A 22,587-nucleotide genomic window follows, 5' to 3' on the forward strand; every position below is an offset into this window, starting at 1 on the left:
GCACGGGTGAAGCTCCAGCCCAAGGCGATCGACGGTTTTCTGCGCAGCCCGGACCGCAAGGTTCGGGCGGTGCTGCTTTATGGCCCCGACTCGGGCCTCGTGCGCGACCGCGCCCAGACGCTGGGCAAGACGGTGGTGCAGGACCTGTCCGATCCGTTCCGCGTCGCCGAGTTCCTGGGGCGCGCGATCGCCGACGATCCGGCGCGGCTGGCGGACGAAGCCGCGGCGATCTCCTTCACCGGCGGCCGGCGCCTGATCCGTGTCCGCGACGCGGAGGACAACAGCACCGCCGCCTTCACCGCCTTCTTCGAGAATTTGCCGCCGGGCGACAGCCTTGTGGTGGTCGAGTCGGGCGACCTCTCGGCCCGCTCCAAGCTGCGGCTTCTGTTCGAGGGAGCGGACGCCGGTGCCGCGATTCCCTGCTATGTGGAGGAGGAGGCGTCGCTCGGCCGCGTCATCGCCGACATCCTGCATGGCCATGGGCTGACCGCCGATCCCGACGTGCTGAGCTTCCTGGCCGCCAACCTCGTCGGCGACCGCATGGTGGCCCGTGGCGAGGCGGAGAAGCTGGCGCTCTACATGGGCAGTGAAAAGCGCGTGCGGCTGGAGGATGCCCAGGCCTGCATCGGCGACAGCGCCGCCCTGTCGATGGACGAGCCGGTGTGGGCGGCGGCGGAGGGCGATTTCGCCACGCTCGACCGCTCGCTGGCGCGGCTGTTCGCCGAGGGCACCTCGCCGGTGCCGATCCTGCGCGGCGCCCAGCGCCATTTCCAGCGCCTGCAACTGCTCACCGCCCAGGTCGCCGCCGGCAAGTCGGCGGAGGCCGCCGTCGAGTCGCTGCGCCCGCCGGTCTTCTTCAAGCTGAAGACCCGGCTGGTCAAACAGGCGCGCCACTGGTCGCCCAACCATGTCCGGCAGGCGCTGGAACGGCTGGTCGATGCCGAGGCCGACTGCAAGCGCACCAACATGCCGGACGAGACGCTGTGCGCCCGCGTGCTGTTCCAGCTGGCTTCGCTGGGCGCGCGGCGTTAACGGGCGCTGACTTGACCATTGGGGGCCGCGCGCTATCTGGCGGGGCATGAGCCACGCCATAGACACCGCGCCACCGCCCGCCCCCTTCCGGGTGCGCTGGTGGCAACCCCTGCTGTTCTGGGTCATCGTCAACGCCTGGGGCTTCGTCGAACGCGGCGGCCAGCCCTTCGCCGGGCATCAGCCGTCGCCCTTGCAGCCGCCGGGCTGGGTGTTCCCGGTGATGTGGTTCACGCTGAACGTCTTCCAGATCTGGGGCGACATCCGCCTGCTCGACCCGGCGCGGCGAATCCGCAGCCGTGGCCTGCTGATCGGCCTGCAGGCGGTGACCTGGGTGATCTACGCCACCTTCAGCCTCGTCTATTTCGCGCTGGGCAGTTCGATCCTCGCCGCGGCCTGGACGGTGTCCTTCTTCGTCATCACCTCCTTCTGCATCGCGCTGGTGGCGCGGGACGACCGCAGCATCGCGCTGATCTGGACGCCGCTGATCCTGTGGACCGGCTTCGCATCGGTGGTCGGCATCCACAACGCGCTGATCAACCCCGATCCGCTGTTCGGCACTCCGGCCCTCTGGGGATAATACCCGGATAAAAACCTTGCATCGAATATCACCCGGGTATAACCAGTCGGGAACGATGATGCATGCGGTGAGGCTGGACGTGGTTGGCAAAGAGGATCGCAAGGCGGCGGTGGCGGCCTACAAGGAGCGCAAGAGCGTGGCCGGCGTGTTCGCCGTCCGCTGCGGGGCCGCCGGTGCGGTGTGGGTGGGCGGCGCGCCCGATCTCGACAAGATCCAGAACCGCCTGTGGTTTCAGCTGAAGATGGGCGGCTGTCCGCACCGCAGCCTGCAGGCGGCATGGAACGCCCATGGGCCTGAGTCGCTGGCCTTCGAAATCGTCGAGCGGCTTGAGGACGAGGACCTTGCCTTCGCCCGCACCGCCGCGCTGAAGGCGCGGGTCGCCCATTGGATCGCGGCGATGGGGGCGGAGGCGATCTGAGCGGAAGGGCTCAGCCCCGGTAATCGTGGACCCGGCCGGTGAAGTCGGTCACGCGATAGCGGCCCTCGCCCTGCTCCTCGATCCAGGCCGCGGCGGCGGGGGCCTTGCCATGGCCGCCGGGAATGTCGAGGACGTAAGTCGGCTGGCACAGGCCGGACAGCCGGCCGCGCAAGCCGGTTACCAGCGCCTGCCCCTCCGCCAGGGTGGGGCGGAAATGGCTGGTGCCGGCGGCGAGATCGGGGTGGTGCAGATAGTAGGGCTTCACCCGGTTGCGCACCAAGCCGCGGAACAGCGCCTCCAGCGCCGCATGGCTGTCGTTGATGCCCTTCAGCAGCACGGTCTGGCCGACCAGCGGGATGCCGGCCTCCACCAGCCGGGCGAGGGCGGCGCGCACCGGCGGTGTCAGCTCGTCGGCGTGGTTGATGTGGACGGCGACCCAGGTGGCGAGGTCGGGGGCGGTCAGCGCCTCCAGCAGTTCCGGGGTGACGCGCTCCGGGTCGGCGGCGGGGATGCGGCTGTGCAGGCGGACGATGCCGACATGCGGCATGGCCGACAGCGCCTGGACGATTCCGCGCAGCCGCCGCGGCGACAGCAGCAGCGGATCGCCGCCGGTGATGACGACCTCCCACACCTCCTGGTGATCGCGGATGTAGGCGAGTGCCGCGTCCAGCTCGTCGGCGGTCAGCGCCTCGCCGCCCGGACCGACCATCTCGCGGCGGAAGCAGAAGCGGCAATAGACCGCGCAGGCATGCAGCGGCTTCAGCAGAACCCGGTCGGGATAGCGGTGAACGATGCCCTTCACCGGGCTGCGCGCGCCGTCGCCGATCGGGTCTTCCAGCTCCTCCGGCGTGCTGTACGCCTCGGCGGGGGAGGGGACGTACTGGGCATAGAGCGGATCCTGCGGGTCCGTACGTCCGGCCAGCGTCTCGCGCAGGTACGGGGTCAGCGCCACGGCATAGCGGTCGGCGACCGTACGTACGGCCTCGCCGGCTTCGGGAGTCATCAGCCCGGCGGCCACCAGATCGGAAACGCTGTGCAGGGCCTTCATCGCTCTTTCCCGCTTCGACGGAATGGGTCATGTAGGAAAGCGACCGCTCTTACTCCTGCGAGACCCATGCTGTCGACTCTTCCCCGCCTGATCGGCCACCGCGGCGCCAAGGAAAGCGCTCCGGAAAACACCCTCGCCTCGATCCGCGAAGCCGCCCGCCAGGGCGCCCGCTGGGTGGAGGTGGATGTCATGCTGACCCGCGACCAGCGGCCGGTGCTGATCCATGACGATACGCTGGACCGCACCACCACCGGCACCGGTGCCGTGCCGCTGCTGGATCTGGCGGCGTTGCAGCAGCTCGACGCCGGACGCTGGTTCGATGCCGCCTTCGTCGGCGAACGGGTTCCGACGCTGGAGGAGGCGGTGGATCTGATCCGCGAGCTGGGACTCGGGCTGAACCTGGAGATCAAGCCCTATCCGGGGCAGGAGGAGATCACGGCGGAGGTGGCGCTGAACACGCTGCGGCCGTTGTGGCCGTCCGACCGGCCGCTCCTGCTCTCCAGTTTCGAGGTTCCCTGCCTGGAGGTGGCGCAGCGGCTGTGGCCGGAGATCCCGCGCGGCTATCTGCTGTGGGACCCGCCGGCCGATTGGGCCGCCATCGCCGACCGCATCGGGGCGGCAACCCTGAACGTCGACCAGAGCCGCCAGACCGCCGACAGCGTGGCGGAATACCGTGCCACCGGCCGGCCGGTGCTGTCCTACACCGTCAACGACGCCGATCGTGCCCGGACGCTGTTCGGCTGGGGCGTGTCGGCGGTCTTCACCGACGCGCCCGGCCGGCTGGCGCGGGAGCTGGGGCCGCTCGCCTGATCGGGCGCCTGATGGTCCGCCAGATGATCCGCCGGGTGACCGGTCGACACGCTGACGCTTCCGTTCGCGACTGCGGCAAATCGTGAACGTTTTTTGCGCGGGGGGATGAATCCGCTCGTAGGGCGCGCCAATTCCTCATATATAGAACCGCACTGGCGATCCCGCCGGAACCCACGCGGATTCCGGTGGAGCCTTTCGTCGTCTGGTATCCGCCGCTTTGGTCCGGCGTCCCACGGGATGCCACGTTCGGTCTTTGGAGGGTTCGTTGAAGGCGTTGAAGCCGTTGCCGATGTCCGGCCGGGAGGTTTTGCCGCTCGTCGAGGGTGGCAAGGGTATTGCCGTGTCCAACGGCGAAAGCTCCGGCGCCTGGGCGGCGGCCGGCGGGATTGGCACCTTCTCGGGTGTCAACGCCGACAGCTATGATGAGAACGGCAACCTTCTGCCGCAGATCTACAAGGGCAAGACCCGGCGCGAGCGCCATGACGAGCTGATCGCCTTCGGCATCGAGGGCGGCATCGCCCAGGCGCGCATAGCGCACGAGACGTCGAACGGCCAGGGCCGCATCCACATGAACGTCCTGTGGGAGATGGGCGGCGCCGAGCACATCCTGCACGGCGTGCTGGAAGGCGCCCAGGGTCTGATCCATGGCGTCACCTGCGGCGCCGGCATGCCCTACAAGGTGGCCGAGATCGCCGTGCGCTACGGCGTCCATTACTATCCCATCGTGTCGTCGGCCCGCGCCTTCCGCGCGCTGTGGCTGCGCGCCTACCACAAGTTCCGCGACCATCTGGGCGGCGTGGTGTACGAGGATCCGTGGCTGGCCGGCGGTCACAATGGCCTGTCCAACTCGGAAGACCCGCAGAAGCCGGAGGATCCGTTCCCCCGCGTCCTGGCCCTGCGCCAGATGATGAACAGCTTCGGCCTGAACGACACCCCCATCGTGATGGCGGGCGGCGTCTGGTGGCTGTCGGAGTGGGAGGACTGGATCGACAACCCCGATCTGGGTCCGATCGCCTTCCAGTTCGGCACCCGTCCGCTGCTGACCCAGGAGAGCCCGATCTCCATGGCGTGGAAGCGCAAGCTGGTCGCGCTGCAGCCGGGCGACGTCTTCCTGAACCGCTTCTCCCCCACCGGCTTCTATTCGTCGGCGGTGAAGAACCCGTTCCTGCTGGATTTGATGGGGCGGTCCGAACGTCAGGTCGCCTATCTGTCCAAGCCGGTGGGCGAGCATTCGGCCGAATTCCCGGTCGGTCCGCGCGGCCGTCCGGTCTATGTGACCGAAAGCGACAAGCAGCGCGCCGAGGGCTGGCTGTCCCAGGGCTTCACCACCGCGCTGAAGACGCCGGACAGCACGCTGGTCTTCGTCACGCCCCAGCAGTCCGAGAAGATCCTGCACGATCAGGTCGACTGCATGGGCTGCCTGTCGGCCTGCGGCTTCTCCAACTGGGCGCAGAACGAGGAGGGGACGACGGGCAAGCGTGCCGATCCGCGCTCCTTCTGCATCCAGAAGACGCTCCAGGCGGTCAGCCACACCGACGACTGCGAAAACCAGCTGATGTTCGCCGGGCACAACGCCTACCGCTTCGCCAGCGATCCCTACTACAACGACGGCTTCATCCCCACGGTGAAGCAACTGGTTGAACGGATCGCCACCGGTTACTGACCGGGCGCATCATTGGACGGGCAAGGCCGACGGCGGGAGACTGCCGGCGGCCTTTGCATTCGCCCGCCGCGCGTGTGCCGTCCGGTTGACGTCGGTGCGACAATGGCTTGCGCGGCCTTTCCGAATGGTTTTACAGTTGAACGGATTGCGGCCATGTGCCGCGGTTCTGTCCCGGACCATGTGTTCGATCCCGATGTCGACAGTACGGGGGCCACGCCCATGATGACCGCCGAACGTCCCTTCAAGCGAGTCCTGGACCGGCTGAACGGTGCCGGTCTGCGCCCGACCCGCCAGCGCCTCGGCCTTGCCCGGCTGCTGTTCGAAGGTTGCGACCGGCACGTCACCGCGGAACAGCTGCATGGCGAGGCGCTGTCCGCCGACCTGCCGGTGTCGCTGGCGACTGTCTACAACACGCTGAACCAGTTCACCGCCGCCGGCCTGCTGCGCGAGGTGGTGGTGGAGGCGGGGAAGTCCTACTTCGACACCAACATCAGCGATCACCACCATTTCTTCGTCGAATCCACCGGCCGGCTGGAGGACATCCCCGCCGACCGGGTGATGGTGCAGAACCTGCCGGCCGCTCCCGCCGGCACCCGCGTCGCCCGCGTCGACGTGATCGTCCGCCTGATCCAGGACGATTGCTGAACCTGCTTTTACCGATCCCGTTCCGCGCTCAGTTCCTGTCGGCCGGTCCCGGTTCGGCGGCGTTGGGCGCGCGGTCGACGAAGGGCCAGCGCATGAAGGCGAAGGCCCACACCGCCAGGACGTTGATGTAAGGGAACAGCAGCAGCAGGATCCACAGCGGGCTGCGCCCGGCCTTGGCCAGGACCCAGCCGCCGGCGATCAGCATGTACATCGTGACGATCGAGCCGATCAGCAGTTCCCAGAAGCCCAGATGGATCACGGTCTCCGTCATGCCGTCCTCCGTGCCTTGACCTTGCGCGCCTGACGCGCCGGCAGGACCGGCCAGCGGCTGTGCGCCATCACGCCGATGGGGACGACATGCCCGAGCGGAACCAGCGAGAACAGGGCCCACAGCGGCGAGAAGCCGGCCCGCCGCAGGATGCGCGACAAGGGCCAGACGATGGCGATCTGGAACAGCATCAGCCCCAAGAACGGCCCCTGACTCAGGCCATCGATGAAATCCTGCAGCATGCCGGTCCGGACCCTCCCTTGCATCGTCGTCGGGCAGAGAAGCGCGGGCGGGCGGCTTTGTCGAGCCAAACTTTTCCCGAACCGGGCATCATGCACCGCGTTGCAGGTTCTGCACGGATCAGGGGTGTGCGAACGTGAAATGCCCCGCATCGGCATGCTACAGTTCGCCGCGTCCGGCCTTTCCGGCTTGACGCCATCTCAGAATTCAGATGCGGCGGACCATTCTCTTTGACGGATCTCTCCGAACCGGACGGTGGCGCACGCGGGAGACGGTGGCGCTTATCGTCCCTGCCGCCGGTCGCCGCGTTGCGCATCGGCCTGCTTGTGGCGGTGATCGCCGGCTTCTGGCTGGTCGCCTACGCCGACCTTGACCGCGCGCGCGACCGGGCGATCCAGGACGGGCTGCGCCAGACCGTCAACCTGTCGATCCTTCTGGAGGAGGATGCCCGCCGCGTCATCGTCGTAGCCGGCTATTCCCTGCATTCGATGGCGGAAAGCGGACGGATCGCCGCTCATCTGCTGAGCGACACGGCAGGGCCGCCGGGCGCCGATGCCGGTCCCGGACCGGCGCTGCGGAGCATGCTGATCGTGGAGCGGGACGGGCGGGTGCGGCAGGCCGCCGGGCTGGACGCCCCGGCCTCGGTCGCCGGGACCCCGCTGGCCGATGCGGTGCGCGACGGTTCGGCGGCCTTCGTCGGGCCATACCAGACGGCCGACGGCGGCTGGCGGGCGGCCATGACCCGGCCGTTGACGGACGGCAGCGGCGTGGCGGTGGTGGTGCTCGACCTCGACCGCTTCACCCGGCTCTACGCCAGCCAGACCATCGGGCCGCTCAGCATCATCCTGCTTTATCGCGAGAACGGCGCGGTCCTGGCCTATTCGCGGACCGGCCTGCGATTGGACCAGGATCGCGCCGCCTTCGCCGCCTTTCTGCCGCGGCTGCCCGCCGGGGAAGCCGCGCGGACGCTGTCCGGCTTCGACCCGGCGGAAGGGCGCGAGCGCATCGGCACGGTCCGCCGGGTGGCGGGGTTGCCGCTGTACGTCTATGTCCGCATCCGCACCGACGACGTGCTGGCCGGCTGGTACAACGACCGCTGGAAACGCGTCCTGGAGACCGCGGCGGTTTCGGTGGTGGTGACGCTGCTGGCCCTGCTGGCCTTGCGGCAGCTCGGTCGGCTGGAGACGACGACGCAGGCGTTGCGGGCCAGCGACCGGCGGTCGCAGGCGCTGTTCGACAGCAGTTTCCAGATCATGGGGTTGCTGTCGCCGGATGGTCGGGTTCTGGCGCTGAACCAGCCGGCCTGCGCGCTAGCCGGGTTGCCGGCCAAAGCCCTGGTCGGGCGCCGCGCCTGGGAGTTCCGCGGCTGGGCCCGCACCGACGAGCTGGCGGCGGGATTCCGTCAATCCATCGAAAAGGCGGCGTCGGGACGATTCGTCCGCTATGAGACCGACGTGGTCACCGACGGCACGACCCGCGTGATGGACGTGACGATCAAGCCGGTGTTCGACGACCGGGGCGCCGTGACGGTGCTGGTGGTCGAGGCGCGCGACATCACCGAACGGGTGGAGGCGGCCGCGCGGCTCGCCGCGGCGCTCGATCAGGCGGAGGCCGCCAACCGCGCCAAGAGCGCCTTCCTGGCGACCATGAGCCACGAGCTGCGCACCCCGCTGAACGCCATCATCGGCTTTTCCGACATCATGCTGCACGAGCTGTTCGGCCCGCTGGGCAGCCCGCGCTACCGCGACTATGCCCGCCATGTGCAGAACAGCGGCCGGCACCTGCTCGACCTCATCAACGACGTGCTGGACATGTCGAAGCTGGAGGCCGGGCGCTACACGCTGGATGAAAGCTGGCTGGAACCGGCTGGGGCAATCGAGAATTGCCGGGCGCTGGCCGCGGTGCCGGCCGACGCCGGCGGCGTGCTGCTGGCGGTCGACTGCGCCCCCGGCCTGCCCGGCCTGCTGGCCGACGAGCGCGCGTTGCGGCAGGTGCTGCTGAACCTGCTGTCGAACGCGGTGAAATTCACCCCGCGCGGCGGCCGGGTGACGGTGAGCGCGGTGCGGGAGGAGGACGGCGGGATCGCCATTGCCGTGCGCGACACCGGCATCGGCATTCCGGCCGAGGCGCTGACCCGTATCCTGGAGCCCTTCCAGCAGGCCGACAGCAGCATCCCCGGACGGTTCGGCGGCACCGGGCTGGGGCTGTCGATCTGCCGCGACCTGATGGCCCTGCATGGCGGAAGCCTGTCGATCGAAAGCGAACCGGACCGTGGCACCACCGCCACCATCCGCTTTCCGGCGACCCGCGTCGGCCCGCCGGTTGCGGCGGACGGGTTGCCGGCGTAAGCCTGTCGCCAATCAAGCCTGTTGGCTTTGAGGCGGATCGAAAGGCGGACGAGATGATCGGGAATGACGGGAAGCCGGTGTCCAAGGAGGAGGTGCGCAAGCACATCGCCGCCTACAACGGCCAGTCGCGCGGCTCCAAGGAATTCGCGGCGATCCCGCGGGCGCTGGTGACCATCCTCGACGGGCTGAAGCCGGGCAAGACCGGCTACGTCAAATGCCTGGACGGGCAGGTGCAGCTGTCGCGCCGCAAGGACAACAGCGTTTCGGCGGGCTGACAAAAGAAAAGCGCCCTTCCCCGAGGCTGGGGAAGGGCGCCCTTCATTGGACCGTCAGGCCGTCAGTGCTTGGCCGCGGCGGCGGCACCGATGCCGGTCTGGGAGCGGACGAACTGGTCCTCGAAAGCCTCGCGCTCGGCACGGGCGGACGCGCTGCTGTCCAGCTTCGACACGATGATGGTGACGAGGAAGGCCAGCGTCATCGAGAACAGGGCCGGCTGCTCGTAGGGGAAGATCGGCGCCGGGTTGTTCAGCACCACGACCCACACGGCGTTCGACAGGATCACCAGCGTGACCGCGGAGATCAGGCCGGCGATGCCGCCCGCCAGTGCGCCGCGGGTGGTCAGGCCCTTCCAGTACATCGACAGGATCAGCACCGGGAAGTTCACCGACGCCGCGACACCGAAGGTCAGGCCGACCAGGAAGGCGACGTTCTGCTTTTCGAAGGCGATGCCCAGCACCACGGCCAGCACGCCCAGCACCAGCGACGCGATCTTGGACACGCGCATCTCCTCGCGCTCCGTCGCCTCGCCCTTGCGGATGACGCGGGCGTAGAGGTCGTGGGCGATGGCCGAGGCGCCGGCCAGCGCCAGACCCGACACCACCGCCAGGATGGTGGCGAAGGCGACCGCCGACAGGAAGCCCAGGAACAGATCGCCGCCCAGCGCCTTGGCCAGATGCATCACCGGCATGTTGCCGCCGCCGATCAGCTTGCCGCCGACCTTGCCGCCTTCGAAGAACTGCGGGTCGGTGCCGACGATGGTGATCGCCGCCATGCCGAGAACGCAGACGATCAGGAAGAAGAAGCCGATGAAGCCCGAGGCGTAGAAGACCGACTTGCGGGCCTCGCGCGCGTTGGGGACGGTGAAGAAGCGCATCATGATGTGCGGCAGGGCGGCCGTGCCGAACAGCAGGCCCAGCGACAGCGACACCGCCGACACCGGGTCGGCCAGCAGCGTGCCCGGCCCCATGATCTTCACGCCGTCCTTGTGCGCGGCGATGGCGCTCTTGGCGATGGCCTCCAGGCTGAAGCCGAAGCGCGACAGCGCCAGGAAGGCCAGCAGAATGCCGCCGCCCAGCAGCAGCACCGCCTTGATGATCTGCACCCAGGTGGTGGCGATCATGCCGCCGAAGGTGACGTAGACCACCATCAGCACGCCGACCACGATGACCGCGATGTTGTAGTCCAGCCCGAACAGCAGCTTGATCAGCTGGCCGGCGCCGACCATCTGGACGATCAGGTAGAAGCACACCACCGTCAGCGAGCCGATGGCGGCGAAGGTGCGGATCTTGCCCTGGTCGAGCCGGTAGGACGCGATGTCGGCGAAGGTGAAGTGGCCGAGGTTGCGCAGCCGCTCCGCCAGCAGGAACAGGATGATCGGCCAGCCGACGAAGAAGCTGATGGTGTAGACGAAGCCGTCATAGCCCTTGGCGAACACCAGGCTCGACAGACCCAGCAGCGTCGCGGCCGACATATAGTCGCCGGCGATGGCCAGACCGTTCTGGAACCCGGTGATGCCGCCGCCCGCGGTGTAGAAGTCCGACGTGGAGCGGGTGCGGCTGGCCGCCCAGTAGGTGATGCCCAGCGTCATCAGCACGAAGGCGATGAACATGCCGATGGCCGACAGGTTGATCGGCTGTTTCTCCACCTGACCGACATCGCCGGCGGCCAGCGCCGGCAGGGCGAACAGGGTGGCGGACAGGGTGGCGGCAGCCGCCGCGAGGAGGATCCGGCGGGAGGTCATTGCAGCGTCTCCCGCGTGATCTCGTCGGTCAGGTCCTGAAAACGGCCGTTGGCGAAGTGGGAGTAGACGCCGGTCAGCAGCCAGGACAGGATGATGATCCCCGCCCCGATGGGAAAGCCGACGCTGAGCGACGACTCGTCGGAGATCGGCTTGTGCAGCAGGTCCGGCGCGAAGGCGACCACCATCATGAAGCTGTAATAGCCGACCAGCACGACGGCCGACAGGACCAGGGCCAGCCGGCTGCGCTGGCGGACCAGCTCGTGGAATTTGGGGTTCCGGCGAACCCTCTCGTAAACGGGATTGTTGGCGGGGGAGTGCATGTTTCCTCCAGACGCTGGACGTCCTTGTGGTGCCCGACCCAAATTGATGGGATTCGGCTTATGGCTTTTCGGCTAACAAAACACTGTTTCGCAAATTTCCCGGAAATATGACGAATTGTTTCAGCGCAATTCAGGTAACAATCCCACCGATTCGCATTGAGGCGCGGCGGCGAAGCTGGGATGATGGCGGCAACTCCCCAATTCCCGCATCCTGCCGTCCCCGTCCGGAAAATGATCCGCTCGCCCCTGTTCCTCCGGCTGTTCTCGGCGATCCTGATCTCGCTCGGGCTGTTCTCCGCCGCGGCCTATGTCTTCTCGGTCCCGTTCATCGAGGAGAAGGCTTACGAGATCGAACGCGACGCCAGCCGCACCATCCTCGACAACGTGTTCGAACTGGTCAGCCGCATCCGCGTCGGGCTGGAGGAACAGCGGACGTCGACGGTGGAGTCGTACAAGACCCGCCTGCGCGATGTGCTGGAACTGGCGGTCGGCTATATCGAGCATGTCTATGCCCGCGCCGACCGTGGCGAGATCACGATGGAGGAGGCCCGGCGCGAGGCGATGGAGGGGCTGCACGCCTTCCGCTACGGCAACGGCGACTATGTCTGGGCCATCGGCTACGACTCGGTGATCCTGTCCCACCCGTCGCCCGACTATGAGGGGCGGAAGTCCGACGATTTGCGCGACAATCTGGGCCGCCACATCCTGCCCACCATCGTCGCCACCGCCAAGCGCGAGGGGGAGGGGTTCCAAACCTATCCGTGGTGGCGGCCCAACGGTGACGAGCGGGCGCCGAAGCTCAGCTTCTTCAAGGATCTGTCGAAGCGCGGCATCATCGTCGGCACCGGCGCCTATCTGGCCGACGTCGATGCCGAGGTGGAGCGGCGCAAGGCCGAAGCCATCGAGGATCTGCGGCAGGCCCTGCGCAAGCTGCGCATCGCCCGCACCGGCTATCTCTACATCTTCGATTCGGCGAACCGGATGATCATCCACCCGAATTCGAACATCGAGGGCACGGCCTTCGGCGACCGCCTGAATTCGGCCACCGGGCGCCCGATCGCCGAGGATCTGAAGGTTGCCGCGGCCAAGGGGGAGCCGCTGACCTACCTGTGGGACAAGCCCGACGATCCCGGCAACTACGCCTACGAGAAGATCAGCTGGGTCCGGCATTTCGAGGGCTTCGACTGGTACATCGCCTCGTCGGTCTATGTGGACGAGCTGCGGCGGTCGTCGGTGGTGCTGGGCAACCGCATCCTCGCCATCGGCATCGCGCTGATGGCGGCGGGCAGCCTGCTGGGCTACATCGCGGTCGGTCGGCTGGTCCGGCCGCTGCGCCGTCTGGCCGACACCGCGGCGCAGGTGCGCGCCGGCGATCTCGACGCCCAGAGCGGCATCCGCCGCGGCGACGAGATCGGGCTGCTGGGAACCGCCTTCGACGGCATGGTCCGGCAATTGCGCGATACCGTCGCCACGCTGGACAGCCGGGTGCGCGACCGCACCGCCGCGCTGGCGGAGGCGGAAACCCGGCAGCGCGTGATCCTGGACGCCATTCCCGCCTGCATCGCCGGGCTGGACCGCGACGGCCGGCTGACCTTCGCCAACCTGCGCTGGGCCGAACTGGTCGGGCGCGACAAGGCCGAGGTGATCGGCCGCGACCTTGCCGCCGTGGTCGGCCGGCGCGCCATGGCGGCGCTCGGTCCCCATCTCGACCGCTGTTTGTCGGGGAGCGTGGTGACCTTCGAATACGCCTTCCCGCGCGACGGTCGCGACATCGTGACCAAGACGACGCTGATCCCGCATCGCGGCGAGGGCGGACTGGAGGAGGGCGCCGTCACCGGCCTGTTCGTCCTGACGCTGGACATCACCGACGAGAAGCAGACCGAACGCCAGTTGGTGGAGGCGCAACGGCTGAAGGCGGTCGGGCAGCTGTCGGGCGGGCTGGCGCACGACTTCAACAACCTGCTGTCGATCATCATCGGCAACCTGTCGGCGGCGCGCGACCGCTACGCCGCGGTGGAGGGGCTGGACGCCTATCTGGAGCCGGCCCAGCGCGCCGGCCGCCGCGGCGCCGACATCACCGCCCGGCTGCTTGCCTTCTCGCGCCAGCAGCCGTTGAAGCCGGAACCGATCGAGCTGTGCGGCCTGTTGCGCGACATGGCGGTGCTGCTGCGCCGCTCCTTCCCCAGCTCCATCGCCATCGGCGTGCCGGAGGAGGGGCGGGAGTGCTGGACCATCGCCGACCAGACCCAGTTGGAAAACGCGCTGGTCAACCTCGCCATCAACGCGCGCGACGCCATGGCCAACGGCGGGCGGCTCGACATTGCGGTCGGCATCCGCAGGGTGGAGGGCGACCAGTCCTTCGACGAGCCGGTCCGGCCCGACGATTATCTGGAAATCCGCGTCAGCGACACCGGCACCGGCTTCACGGCGGAGGCGCTGGCCCGCGCGGTGGAACCCTTCTTCACGACGAAGGCCTTGGGGTCGGGGCTGGGTCTGTCGATGGTCTACGGCTTCGTCAAGCAGTCGCGCGGCTATCTGCGCATCGACAGCCGGCCGGGGGAGGGGACCGCCGTCACCCTGCTGCTGCCGCGCGCCGAGCCGGTGCCCCGGTTGCAGGAGGCCGATCCGGCTTCGGCCGAACCGCAGCCCGGCGGCTGGTCCGGCCAACTGGCGCTGGTGGCGGAGGACAATGACGACGTGCGGCAGGTGATGCGCCAGCAGCTGGTGGATCTCGGCTTCTCGGTGGTGGAGGCGGCCAGCGGCGACGAGGCGGCGGAGCTGGTGGAGCAGATCGACGGGCTGTCGCTGCTGGTCTCCGACATCGTCATGCCCGGTCTGTCGGGGGTGGAGCTGGCGCGGCGCGTCCGGCTGCTGCGGCCGGCGATGCGGGTGGTTCTGGTCAGCGGATTCGCCGTCGAGTATGGCGACGTCCCCGCCGATGCCGTCATACTGCGCAAGCCATGGGACAAGCGGGACCTGGTGGCGGCCATCGGCCACGCCGCCGAACCCGCGCCGGCCTGATATGATCGGGTCCAGAGAACGCACCTAATAGAACGCACCTGAAAAAATGCAGGGCGACGAGTGCCGAGGGGAAACGCGCGTGGGACAGAAGAAGCGCATCTATGTGGTCGAGGACGAAGCCGACATCCGCCGGCTGGTGACGGAGGTTCTGGAGGGCTACGGCTATGACGTGTCCTGCTGGGCCAGCGGGCGGGAGGCGCGGGCGGCGATCCAGCGACAGGCCCCCGACCTGTGCCTGGTGGATCTCGGCTTACCGGACATGGACGGGCTGACCCTGGTGCGCGAGCTGTGGGAGGATGTGCGGTTCGGCGTCATCATCCTGTCCGGGCGCGGCGGCACCTCCGACCGCGTGCTGGGGCTGGAGCTGGGGGCCGACGACTATATCGTGAAGCCGTTCGAGTCGCGGGAACTGGTCGCCCGCGTCAACAGTGCCATCCGCCGCCGCGAACAGCTGTCCAGCGCCGCCGCCCCGGCCGAGACCGCGCGGGCGCGCTTCGGCCCCTGGGTGTTCGATCTGGGCAACCTGACGCTGACCGCCGACGATGGCCGGCAGGAAAGCCTGACGGCGGCGGAGGCCTCGCTTCTGCTGATGCTGCTGAAGGCGCCCAAGCGCGTGCTGTCGCGCGAGCATCTGCAGGGTCCCGACCAGGACCGCGACGACTTTCCCTATGACCGCAGCATCGACGTCCGCATCTCGCGCATCCGCAAGAAGATCGAGGAGGACCCGCGCGCGCCGCGGCTGATCAAGACCGTTTACGGCGCCGGGTACCTGTTCGCGGGAGACGTGACGTGGCTGCGGTGACGGGGCACCCCCTCGCGCCGCCGTGAAACAACGCCAATAACAATTGGTCATAATCCTGAGAAAGTTGCGCAAAGCTGATCTGGTAGAGGCTGTTTCCAACACCGCCGCGCCCAATGTCGGCGCGCAACAAAGAACCCCTGGGGAGAACGGTCCGATGAGTGAAACTGCCGCCGCGGCGAATCAAAGCGTCGATGTCCGCGTCAATCCGTACGAACGCGATCTCGACCGCAACGCCGCCAATTTCGTCGCCCTGACGCCGCTGACCTTCCTGGAGCGCGCCGCCGCGGTGTGGCCCGACCGTCTGGCCGTCGTCCACGGCCCGGTCCGCCGGACGTGGGCGGAGACCTTCGTCCGCGTGCGCCGTCTGGCCGCGGCGCTGGCGAACCTGGGCATCGGCACCGGCGACACCGTCGCCATGCTGGCCGCCAACACGCCGGAACTGTTCGAGGCGCATTTCGGCGTGCCGCTGGCCGGGGCCGTGCTGAACGCCATCAACACCCGCCTGGACGCCGAGGCCATCGCCTTCATCCTGAAGCATGGCGAGGCGAAGATCCTGATCGTCGACCGCGAGTTCTCCGGCGTCGCCAAGAAGGCGCTGGCCCTGCTGGACTCGCCGATCCCGGTGGTGGACATCGACGACCCGACCTACACCGGCGGCGAGCTGATCGGTGACCGCGATTATGAAGCCTTCATCAGCGACGTCGGTGCCGAACATGCGTGGAGCCTGCCGGCCGACGAATGGCAGGCCATCGCGCTGAACTACACCTCCGGCACCACCGGCAACCCGAAGGGCGTCGTCTATCACCACCGCGGCGCCTATCTGAACGCGGTGTCGAACGCGCTGTCCTGGAACATGGGCGACGCGCCCGTGTATCTGTGGACGCTGCCGATGTTCCACTGCAACGGCTGGTGCTTCCCCTGGACCATCGCGGTCACCGCCGGCACCGCCGTCTGCCTGCGTCAGGTCCGTCCCGACGCCGTGCTGACGCTGATCCGCGACGAGAAGGTGACCAACTTCTGCGGCGCGCCGATCGTCCTGAACATGCTGAACAATGCCCCGGCCGAGTTGAAGCAGGGCATCGAGCAGAAGGTGAAGGTGATGGTGGCGGGCGCCGCCCCGCCCGCCGCCGTCATCGCCGGCATGGAGCGCATGGGCTGGGAAGTCACCCACGTCTACGGCCTGACCGAATGCTATGGCCCGACCGTGGTCTGCGTCTGGCATGACCGCTGGGACGGCCTGTCGCTGGATGAGAAGGCGGCGATCAAGGCCCGCCAGGGCGTGCGCGGCCCGATGCTGGAGGCGGTGATCGTCGCCGATCCCTTCACGCTGGAGCCGATGCCGAAGGACGGCCGCAGCATGGGCGAGATCATGATGCGCGGCAACAACGTCATGAAGGGCTACCTGAAGAACCCCAAGGCGACGGAAGAGGCCTTCGCCGGCGGCTGGTTCCACACCGGCGACCTCGCCGTCTGGCACGAAGACGGCTACGTCGAGATCAAGGACCGGTCGAAGGACATCATCATCTCCGGCGGTGAGAACATCTCGTCGATCGAGGTTGAGGATGTCCTCTACAAGCATCCCGAAGTGCTTGAGGCGGCCGTCGTCGCCCGCCATGACGAGAAGTGGGGCGAGACGCCCTGCGCCTTCGTCACCCTGAAGGACGGCGCCACCGCGACCGAGGCCGATATCATCGCCTTCTGCCGGTCGCACATGGCCCACTTCAAGTGCCCGCGCACGGTGGTGTTCGGCCCGCTGCCGAAGACCTCGACCGGCAAGATCCAGAAATACGTCCTGCGCAAGCAGACCGAGGGGCTGTAACAGCCTAAGCCGCTACCCCCACCCTAACCCTCCCCCGCTGGGCGGGGAGGGGACTGCCGCCGTCCTTTGCGATGTCTCTGCAAGCATCCGCCCCCTCCCCGCCCAGCGGGGGAGGGTCGGGGTGGGGGCAAGTCCCCCCATGCCCACACGCTGCCCAATCCTTAGGGGACCCGCGCCATGAAGATCCTCTGCGCCGTGAAGCGCGTCGTCGATTACAACGTCAAGATCCGGGTGAAGACCGACCAGTCCGGCGTCGAGACGTCCAACGTGAAATTCTCGATGAACCCCTTCGACGAGATCGCCGTCGAAGAGGCGGTGCGGTGCAAGGAAGCCGGCACAGCGACCGAGATCGTGGTCGTCTCCGTCGGCCCGGCCCAGGCGCAGGAGACCCTGCGCACCGCTCTCGCCATGGGTGCCGACCGTGCCATCCTGGTGCAGACCGACGTGACGACCGAGCCGCTCGCCGTCGCCAAGCTGCTGAAGGCGCTGGTCGAGAAGGAAGCGCCGGGGATGGTGATCCTCGGCAAGCAGGCGATCGACGACGATTGCAACCAGACCGGCCAGATGCTGGCCGCGCTGCTGGGCTGGGGTCAGGGCACCTTCGCCTCGAAGGTCGTTGCCGGCGACGGCAAGGTCGCGGTGACCCGCGAGATCGACGGCGGGTTGGAGACGGTGGAGCTGAAGCTGCCGGCGGTGGTCACCGCCGACCTGCGCCTCAACGAGCCGCGCTATGCCTCGCTGCCGAACATCATGAAGGCGAAGAAGAAGCCGCTGGAGACCGTTGCCCCGGACGCCCTGGGTGTCGACGTCACGCCGCGCCTGACCACGGTGAAGGTGGCCGAGCCGGCGAAGCGTCAGGCCGGCATCAAGGTGCCGGACGTCGCCACGCTGGTCGACAAGCTGAAGAACGAGGCGCGGGTGATCTGAGGACTGGTTGTACCGGGTGCCCCCTCCCTAACCCTCCCCCGCTTCGCGGGAGAGGGAACTGCCGCCGCTCCGCGAATAGAGTTCATGTCCGCAAGCGTCCACCCCCTCTCCCGCGAAGCGGGGGAGGGATGGGGAGGGGGCAATCCGCAGCCCATAGCCAGCAGACCTCACCACCCGCCAACCAAGGACCCGCCCCATGCCCATCCTGATCCTCGCCGACCACGACAACGCCACCCTCAAGCCCGCCACCGCCCACGCGGTGACCGCTGCCGCCAAGCTCGGCAGCGACGTCCACCTCCTCATCGCCGGCCGCAACGCCGCCCCGGCCGCGGAGCAGGCCGCCAAGCTGGCCGGTGTCGCCAAGGTGCTGCTCGCCGACGATGCCGCCTACGAGCATGCGCTGGCCGAACCGGTCGCGGCCCTGCTGGTCTCGCTTGCCGCCGGCTACAGCCATGTCCTCGCCGCCGCCACTTCAGCCGGCAAGAACGTGCTGCCGCGCGTCGCCGCCTTGCTCGACGTGGCGATGATCTCCGACATCACCGCGGTGGTCTCTTCGGATACGTTCGAGCGGCCGGTCTATGCCGGCAATGCCATCGCCACGGTGCAGTCGGCCGACGCGGTGAAGGTCGTCACCGTCCGCACCACCGCCTTCGAAGCGGCGGCAGCCACCAACAGCGCCCCGGTCGAGAACGTCACCGCCGTGGCCGATCCCGCCCTGTCGAGCTTCGTCTCGGCCGAGCTGTCGAAGTCGGAGCGTCCGGAGCTGACCTCCGCCCGCATCGTCATCTCCGGCGGGCGCGGCATGCAGTCGGGCGACAACTTCCACCTGCTGGAGGCCATCGCCGACAAGCTGGGCGCCGCCGTGGGCGCCAGCCGCGCCGCCGTCGATGCCGGATTCGTGCCGAACGACTATCAGGTCGGCCAGACCGGCAAGATCGTGGCGCCGGAGCTGTACGTCGCCGTCGGCATCTCGGGCGCCATTCAGCACCTCGCCGGCATGAAGGACAGCAAGGTCATCGTCGCGATCAACAAGGACGAGGAGGCACCGATCTTCCAGGTCGCCGACTACGGCCTTGTCGCCGACCTGTTCAAGGTGCTGCCGGAGCTGCAGCAGGCCGTCTGATCCCGTTCATTTCCTCCGTTACCCGAAGAGGTCCCCCATGACCGCCGCCGCGATCCCCTACACCCCGCCGCTGAAAGAGATCCGCTTCGTCCTCGACCACCTCGCCGGCATGGCCGACGTGGCGGCTCTGCCGGGCTTCGAGGATGCCAGCCCCGACATGGTGGACAGCATCCTGGGCGAGGCGGCGAAGATCGCCGAGAATGTCCTGGCTCCGCTGAACCGCATCGGCGACGTCCAGGGTGCCAAGCTCGGCGCCGACGGCATCGCCCGCACGGCGGAAGGCTGGGGGGCGGCTTGGCAGGCGCTGGTGGAGGGCGGCTGGAACGGGCTGCCCTTCGACCCGACGCGCGGCGGCATGGGGCTGCCCAACCTGCTGAACACCGCGGTGCAGGAGATGTGGCATTCCGCCAACATGGCCTTCGCGCTCTGCCCGATGCTGACGCAGGGGGCGGTGAATGCGGTGCAGCTCTATGGCTCCGACGCGCTGAAGGACATCTACCTGCCCAAGATGATCTCGGGCGAGTGGACCGGCACCATGAACATCACCGAGCCGCAGGCGGGGTCCGACCTTGCCGCCACGCGGTCGCGTGCGGTGCCGAACGGCGACCATTACCTCGTCAGCGGGCAGAAGATCTTCATCACCTACGGCGACCATGACCTGACGGAGAACATCGTCCATCTGGTGCTGGCCCGCCTGCCCGACGCGCCTCCGGGCGTCAAGGGCATCAGCCTGTTCGTCGTGCCGAAGTTCCTGGTCAACCCCGACGGCAGCCTGGGCGCCCGCAATCAGGTGAAGTGCGTGTCGCTGGAGCACAAGCTGGGCATCCACGGCAGCCCGACCGCCGTGCTGTCCTTCGGCGACGAGGGCGGGGCGACCGGATTCCTGGTCGGCGAGCCGAACCGCGGCCTGGAATACATGTTCACGATGATGAACCACGCCCGGCTGAACGTCGCCATGCAGGGCCTGTCGATCGCCGAGCGCGCTTATCAGCAGGCTTTGGCCTATGCCCGCGACCGTGTGCAGGGCAAGCCGCTGGGCTGGACCGAGGGGCAGTCGAAGGGCATCGTCAACCACCCCGACGTCCGCCGCCTGCTGATGGGCATGAAGGCGCGGATCGAGGCGATGCGCGGCATCCTTTATACCGCCGCCGCCGCGGTCGACGTGGCGCACCATCATGCCGACGAGGCGGCCCGCGGCCGGGCCGCCCTGCTGGTCGATCTGCTGACCCCCATCGCCAAGGGCTGGTGCACCGAGACCGGCCAGCAGCTGGCCTCGGACGGTGTGCAGATCCATGGCGGCATGGGCTTCATCGAGGAGACCGGCGCTGCCCAGCATCTGCGCGACGCCCGCATCACCACGATCTATGAAGGCACGACCGCCATCCAGGCCAACGACCTGATCAACCGCAAGATCCTGCGCGACGGCGGGGCGACCGCCAACGGCCTGCTGGACGAAATCGCGGCGCTGGGCGGCGAGCTGTCCGGCCACGCGGACGAGTCGTTGCGGGCCACCGGCGCCGAGCTGGCCGCCGCCGTGCTGGAGGCCAAGCAGGCGGTGGCCTGGGTGCTGAGCGTGGCGAAGCAGGACCCGCGCCTGCCGGCCGCCGCGTCGGTGACCCTGCTGGAGCTGATGGGCGTGGTCGCCGGCGGCTGGCAGCTTGCCCGCGCCGCCAAGGTGGCGGCGGAACGGCTGGCGGCGGGCGATGCCGACACCGCCTTCCTGTCGGCCAAGCCGCTGACCGCCCGCTTCTTCGCCACCCATGTGCTGCCGAAGGCGGCGGCGCTGCGGGCGACCATCGTCAACGGCTCCGCGAGCGTGATGGCGCTGAGCGAGGAGCAGCTGTTCGGCGCGGCTTAACGGGGGCGCGCTGACCGGTTGGTGCCGGGGCCTTTGGCCCTTTGCCGGGTGTCGCGGGCGGTTGGGGGACCTCCCGCCACTGCCCCGGCGCCAACCCATCCAATGTCCAATCGCCGATCGACCAGCGGATCAGCCGCAGGGTGGGGAAGCCGACCGCCGCGGTCATGCGGCGGACCTGCCGGTTGCGCCCCTCGCGCAAGGTCAGCGCGATCCAGCTGGTGGGGATGGCGGCGCGGTAGCGCACCGGCGGATCGCGCGGCCACAGCGATTCCGGCTCCTCCATCCGCCGCACCTCGGCCGGCAGGGTGGGGCCGTCTTTCAGCGTGACGCCGCGGTGCAGAGCCTCCAGCGCCTCGTCGGTCGGGATACCCTCCACCTGCACCCAATAGGTCTTCGGCATCTTGTTGGCCGGTGAGGCGATGCGGGCGATCAGCGGGCCGTCGTCGCTCAGCGCCAGCAATCCCTCGCTGTCGCGGTCGAGCCGGCCGGCGGCATAGACGCCCTTCACCGGCACCAGCTCCGCCAGGGTCGGGCGGCCCTGATCGTCGGTGAATTGCGGCAGCACGCCATAGGGCTTGTTCAGCAGGATCAGGCGCGGCACGGGCATGCGTCCTTGCGGATTGCGGAGTTTTGGAAAGGCGCTATCGTTCGCGCCCCAAACACTCACCTACATAGCAGGGGTTCGGCCGTGACGCTTCTGTTCTGCTCCGCCAGCGACAGCGCCGAGGATTGGCGCCGCGAGATCGCCCGCCATCTTCCCGGCGTGGAGATGCGCGTCTGGCCCGAGACCGGCGACGTCGCCGACATCGAGGTGGCGGTGGTGTGGAAGCCGCCGGCCGGCATGCTGGCGACGCTGCCCAACCTGAAGCTGATTGTGTCGCTGGGCGCCGGGGTGGAGCCGATCCTGCAGGATCCAACCCTGCCCGACGTGCCGCTGGTCCGCATGGTGGCGGACGGGCTGACGGTCGACATGGCCGGCTATGTGGCCTTCCAAGTGCTGTATTGGCACCGGCTGATGGATGGCTATGCCGCCCTCCAGGCCGAGGCGCGGTGGGAGCAGAGGGACCATCGCCCGGCCTCCGAGGTGACCGTCGGCTTCCTGGGGCTGGGCGAGCTGGGGGCGGCGTCCGCCCGCACCCTGCGGACCCTGGACTACCGCCTGATGGGCTGGAGCCGCAGCCCCAAGAGCATCGAGGGGGTGGAGAGCTTCTCCGGTCCCGACGGGCTGGCGGCGATGCTGCCGCAGTGCGATTTCCTCGTCTGCCTGCTGCCGCTGACCGACGAGACCCGCGGCATCATGAATGCGTCGCTGTTCGCCGCCTTGCCCAAGGGGGCGGTGGTCATCAACGCCGCCCGCGGCGGGCATCTGGTCGAGTCGGACCTGCTCGACGCGCTGGAGAGCGGGCATCTGCACGGCGCCAGCCTGGACGTCTTCGCGACGGAGCCGCTGCCGGCCGACCATGCGCTCTGGCGTCATCCGCAGGTCCGCATCACCCCCCATGTCGCCGGAATCACCCACCCGTCGCGTTGCGCCGTGCAGGTGGCCGACGCGGTGAAGGCCCTGCGTGACGGCCGGCCGCTGCCCAATCTGGTGGACCGTAGCCGGGGCTACTGAGAAGAAAGCCTCTCTCGGCCGTCATCCCGGCGA

The 22,587-nt window shown here is 68.5% G+C and carries 21 protein-coding genes; 15 read left to right on the plus strand and 6 right to left on the minus strand.

All coding sequences use genetic code 11. The annotated features are described in order from the left end of the window. The first annotated feature begins 6 nt into the window (after positions 1–6). From holA to ACCD06_RS17910, 3 genes are all read left to right on the plus strand, one after another. Positions 7–1,032, plus strand: a complete 1,026-nt coding sequence (gene holA, locus ACCD06_RS17900; RefSeq protein WP_413342200.1) for a DNA polymerase III subunit delta — start codon at positions 7–9, stop codon at positions 1,030–1,032. 46 nt (positions 1,033–1,078) lie between these two features. Next, on the plus strand, positions 1,079–1,609 hold the full coding sequence (locus ACCD06_RS17905) for a tryptophan-rich sensory protein (RefSeq protein ID WP_413342202.1): 531 nt from the start codon (positions 1,079–1,081) through the stop codon (positions 1,607–1,609). Between the two features lie 79 nt (positions 1,610–1,688). Further along, positions 1,689–2,027 (plus strand): GIY-YIG nuclease family protein, encoded by a 339-nt coding sequence (locus tag ACCD06_RS17910; protein WP_247874485.1) that lies wholly within the window; start codon positions 1,689–1,691, stop codon positions 2,025–2,027. 10 nt (positions 2,028–2,037) lie between these two features. Here ACCD06_RS17910 and ACCD06_RS17915 read toward each other — a convergent pair whose 3' ends face one another. Then, a complete protein-coding gene (locus ACCD06_RS17915; RefSeq protein ID WP_413342204.1) occupies positions 2,038–3,075 on the minus strand; it encodes a lysine-2,3-aminomutase-like protein in 1,038 nt (345 codons plus the stop codon). A gap of 66 nt (positions 3,076–3,141) precedes the next feature. Here ACCD06_RS17915 and ACCD06_RS17920 point away from each other — a divergent pair, with 66 nt between their 5' ends. The 3 genes from ACCD06_RS17920 to irrA all read left to right on the plus strand — a co-directional run bounded on the left by ACCD06_RS17920 (position 3,142) and on the right by irrA (position 6,193). After that, the gene (locus ACCD06_RS17920) at positions 3,142–3,885 is read left to right on the plus strand and encodes a glycerophosphoryl diester phosphodiesterase (protein ID WP_413342206.1); all 744 of its coding nucleotides are present in this window, start codon (positions 3,142–3,144) and stop codon (positions 3,883–3,885) included. 265 nt (positions 3,886–4,150) lie between these two features. Next, a complete protein-coding gene (locus tag ACCD06_RS17925) occupies positions 4,151–5,548 on the plus strand; it encodes an NAD(P)H-dependent flavin oxidoreductase (RefSeq protein WP_413342208.1) in 1,398 nt (465 codons plus the stop codon). 222 nt (positions 5,549–5,770) lie between these two features. Next, positions 5,771–6,193, plus strand: coding sequence for an iron response transcriptional regulator IrrA (gene irrA / locus ACCD06_RS17930; protein ID WP_211103633.1), 423 nt, complete (start codon positions 5,771–5,773; stop codon positions 6,191–6,193). Between the two features lie 28 nt (positions 6,194–6,221). On the opposite strand, the gene ACCD06_RS17935 is transcribed toward irrA, so the two are convergent. Beyond that, positions 6,222–6,464, minus strand: a complete 243-nt coding sequence (locus tag ACCD06_RS17935; RefSeq protein ID WP_109075989.1) for a hypothetical protein — start codon at positions 6,462–6,464, stop codon at positions 6,222–6,224. Further along, on the minus strand, positions 6,461–6,703 hold the full coding sequence (locus ACCD06_RS17940) for a hypothetical protein (RefSeq protein WP_085087450.1): 243 nt from the start codon (positions 6,701–6,703) through the stop codon (positions 6,461–6,463). The genes ACCD06_RS17935 and ACCD06_RS17940 overlap by 4 nt, the downstream gene beginning before the upstream one ends. A 306-nt stretch (positions 6,704–7,009) precedes the next feature. On the opposite strand from ACCD06_RS17940, the gene ACCD06_RS17945 reads away from it, so the two are divergent. Together ACCD06_RS17945 and ACCD06_RS17950 are read left to right on the plus strand one after the other, a co-directional pair. Further along, on the plus strand, positions 7,010–9,049 hold the full coding sequence (locus ACCD06_RS17945; protein ID WP_413342210.1) for an ATP-binding protein: 2,040 nt from the start codon (positions 7,010–7,012) through the stop codon (positions 9,047–9,049). Positions 9,050–9,102: 53 nt separating this feature from the next. Next, positions 9,103–9,324 (plus strand): hypothetical protein, encoded by a 222-nt coding sequence (locus tag ACCD06_RS17950; RefSeq protein ID WP_109075987.1) that lies wholly within the window; start codon positions 9,103–9,105, stop codon positions 9,322–9,324. 62 nt (positions 9,325–9,386) lie between these two features. On the opposite strand, the gene ACCD06_RS17955 is transcribed toward ACCD06_RS17950, so the two are convergent. After that, positions 9,387–11,069, minus strand: coding sequence for a cation acetate symporter (locus ACCD06_RS17955; RefSeq protein WP_413342212.1), 1,683 nt, complete (start codon positions 11,067–11,069; stop codon positions 9,387–9,389). Next, on the minus strand, positions 11,066–11,389 hold the full coding sequence (locus ACCD06_RS17960) for a DUF485 domain-containing protein (RefSeq protein WP_109075985.1): 324 nt from the start codon (positions 11,387–11,389) through the stop codon (positions 11,066–11,068). The genes ACCD06_RS17955 and ACCD06_RS17960 overlap by 4 nt, the downstream gene beginning before the upstream one ends. Before the next feature lie 231 nt (positions 11,390–11,620). Here ACCD06_RS17960 and ACCD06_RS17965 point away from each other — a divergent pair, with 231 nt between their 5' ends. The 6 genes from ACCD06_RS17965 (at position 11,621) to ACCD06_RS17990 (ending at position 20,939) form a co-directional block, all read left to right on the plus strand. Beyond that, positions 11,621–14,410 carry a cache domain-containing protein gene (locus ACCD06_RS17965; protein ID WP_413342214.1) on the plus strand — a complete coding sequence of 930 codons (2,790 nt, stop codon included), beginning with the start codon at positions 11,621–11,623 and terminating at the stop codon, positions 14,408–14,410. 79 nt (positions 14,411–14,489) lie between these two features. Continuing rightward, positions 14,490–15,212: a response regulator transcription factor gene (locus ACCD06_RS17970; RefSeq protein WP_109075983.1), complete on the plus strand. Its 723-nt coding sequence runs from the start codon at positions 14,490–14,492 to the stop codon at positions 15,210–15,212. A 154-nt stretch (positions 15,213–15,366) separates the two neighbouring features. Next, on the plus strand, positions 15,367–17,031 hold the full coding sequence (locus ACCD06_RS17975) for an acyl-CoA synthetase (protein WP_413342217.1): 1,665 nt from the start codon (positions 15,367–15,369) through the stop codon (positions 17,029–17,031). A gap of 177 nt (positions 17,032–17,208) precedes the next feature. Further along, the gene (locus tag ACCD06_RS17980) at positions 17,209–17,958 is read left to right on the plus strand and encodes an electron transfer flavoprotein subunit beta/FixA family protein (protein ID WP_413342219.1); all 750 of its coding nucleotides are present in this window, start codon (positions 17,209–17,211) and stop codon (positions 17,956–17,958) included. A gap of 196 nt (positions 17,959–18,154) precedes the next feature. Continuing rightward, positions 18,155–19,081 carry an electron transfer flavoprotein subunit alpha/FixB family protein gene (locus tag ACCD06_RS17985; protein ID WP_413342221.1) on the plus strand — a complete coding sequence of 309 codons (927 nt, stop codon included), beginning with the start codon at positions 18,155–18,157 and terminating at the stop codon, positions 19,079–19,081. A 37-nt stretch (positions 19,082–19,118) separates the two neighbouring features. Next, on the plus strand, positions 19,119–20,939 hold the full coding sequence (locus ACCD06_RS17990; protein WP_413342223.1) for an acyl-CoA dehydrogenase C-terminal domain-containing protein: 1,821 nt from the start codon (positions 19,119–19,121) through the stop codon (positions 20,937–20,939). On the opposite strand, the gene ACCD06_RS17995 is transcribed toward ACCD06_RS17990, so the two are convergent. Next, positions 20,881–21,540: a pseudouridine synthase gene (locus tag ACCD06_RS17995; protein ID WP_413342225.1), complete on the minus strand. Its 660-nt coding sequence runs from the start codon at positions 21,538–21,540 to the stop codon at positions 20,881–20,883. The genes ACCD06_RS17990 and ACCD06_RS17995 overlap by 59 nt on opposite strands. A gap of 87 nt (positions 21,541–21,627) precedes the next feature. Between ACCD06_RS17995 and ACCD06_RS18000 the strand changes: the two genes are divergently transcribed. Continuing rightward, positions 21,628–22,554, plus strand: coding sequence for a 2-hydroxyacid dehydrogenase (locus tag ACCD06_RS18000; RefSeq protein WP_109073672.1), 927 nt, complete (start codon positions 21,628–21,630; stop codon positions 22,552–22,554). Positions 22,555–22,587 lie beyond the last annotated feature (33 nt).

Origin of the sequence: Azospirillum sp. CT11-132, assembly GCF_047302835.1 — a bacterium.
Lineage (GTDB): Bacteria > Pseudomonadota > Alphaproteobacteria > Azospirillales > Azospirillaceae > Azospirillum.

Coding starts and splice junctions, on each gene's coding strand:
- ACCD06_RS17975 (WP_413342217.1), top strand. CDS start 15,367: ATGAGTGAAACTGCCGCCGCGGCGAATCAAAGCGTCGATGTCCGCGTC.
- ACCD06_RS17955 (WP_413342212.1), bottom strand. CDS start 11,069: ATGACCTCCCGCCGGATCCTCCTCGCGGCGGCTGCCGCCACCCTGTCC.
- ACCD06_RS17960 (WP_109075985.1), bottom strand. CDS start 11,389: ATGCACTCCCCCGCCAACAATCCCGTTTACGAGAGGGTTCGCCGGAAC.
- ACCD06_RS17950 (WP_109075987.1), top strand. CDS start 9,103: ATGATCGGGAATGACGGGAAGCCGGTGTCCAAGGAGGAGGTGCGCAAG.
- ACCD06_RS17980 (WP_413342219.1), top strand. CDS start 17,209: ATGAAGATCCTCTGCGCCGTGAAGCGCGTCGTCGATTACAACGTCAAG.
- ACCD06_RS17940 (WP_085087450.1), bottom strand. CDS start 6,703: ATGCTGCAGGATTTCATCGATGGCCTGAGTCAGGGGCCGTTCTTGGGG.
- ACCD06_RS17915 (WP_413342204.1), bottom strand. CDS start 3,075: ATGAAGGCCCTGCACAGCGTTTCCGATCTGGTGGCCGCCGGGCTGATG.
- ACCD06_RS17965 (WP_413342214.1), top strand. CDS start 11,621: ATGATCCGCTCGCCCCTGTTCCTCCGGCTGTTCTCGGCGATCCTGATC.
- ACCD06_RS17985 (WP_413342221.1), top strand. CDS start 18,155: ATGCCCATCCTGATCCTCGCCGACCACGACAACGCCACCCTCAAGCCC.
- ACCD06_RS17990 (WP_413342223.1), top strand. CDS start 19,119: ATGACCGCCGCCGCGATCCCCTACACCCCGCCGCTGAAAGAGATCCGC.
- ACCD06_RS17935 (WP_109075989.1), bottom strand. CDS start 6,464: ATGACGGAGACCGTGATCCATCTGGGCTTCTGGGAACTGCTGATCGGC.
- ACCD06_RS17905 (WP_413342202.1), top strand. CDS start 1,079: ATGAGCCACGCCATAGACACCGCGCCACCGCCCGCCCCCTTCCGGGTG.
- ACCD06_RS17920 (WP_413342206.1), top strand. CDS start 3,142: ATGCTGTCGACTCTTCCCCGCCTGATCGGCCACCGCGGCGCCAAGGAA.
- irrA (WP_211103633.1), top strand. CDS start 5,771: ATGACCGCCGAACGTCCCTTCAAGCGAGTCCTGGACCGGCTGAACGGT.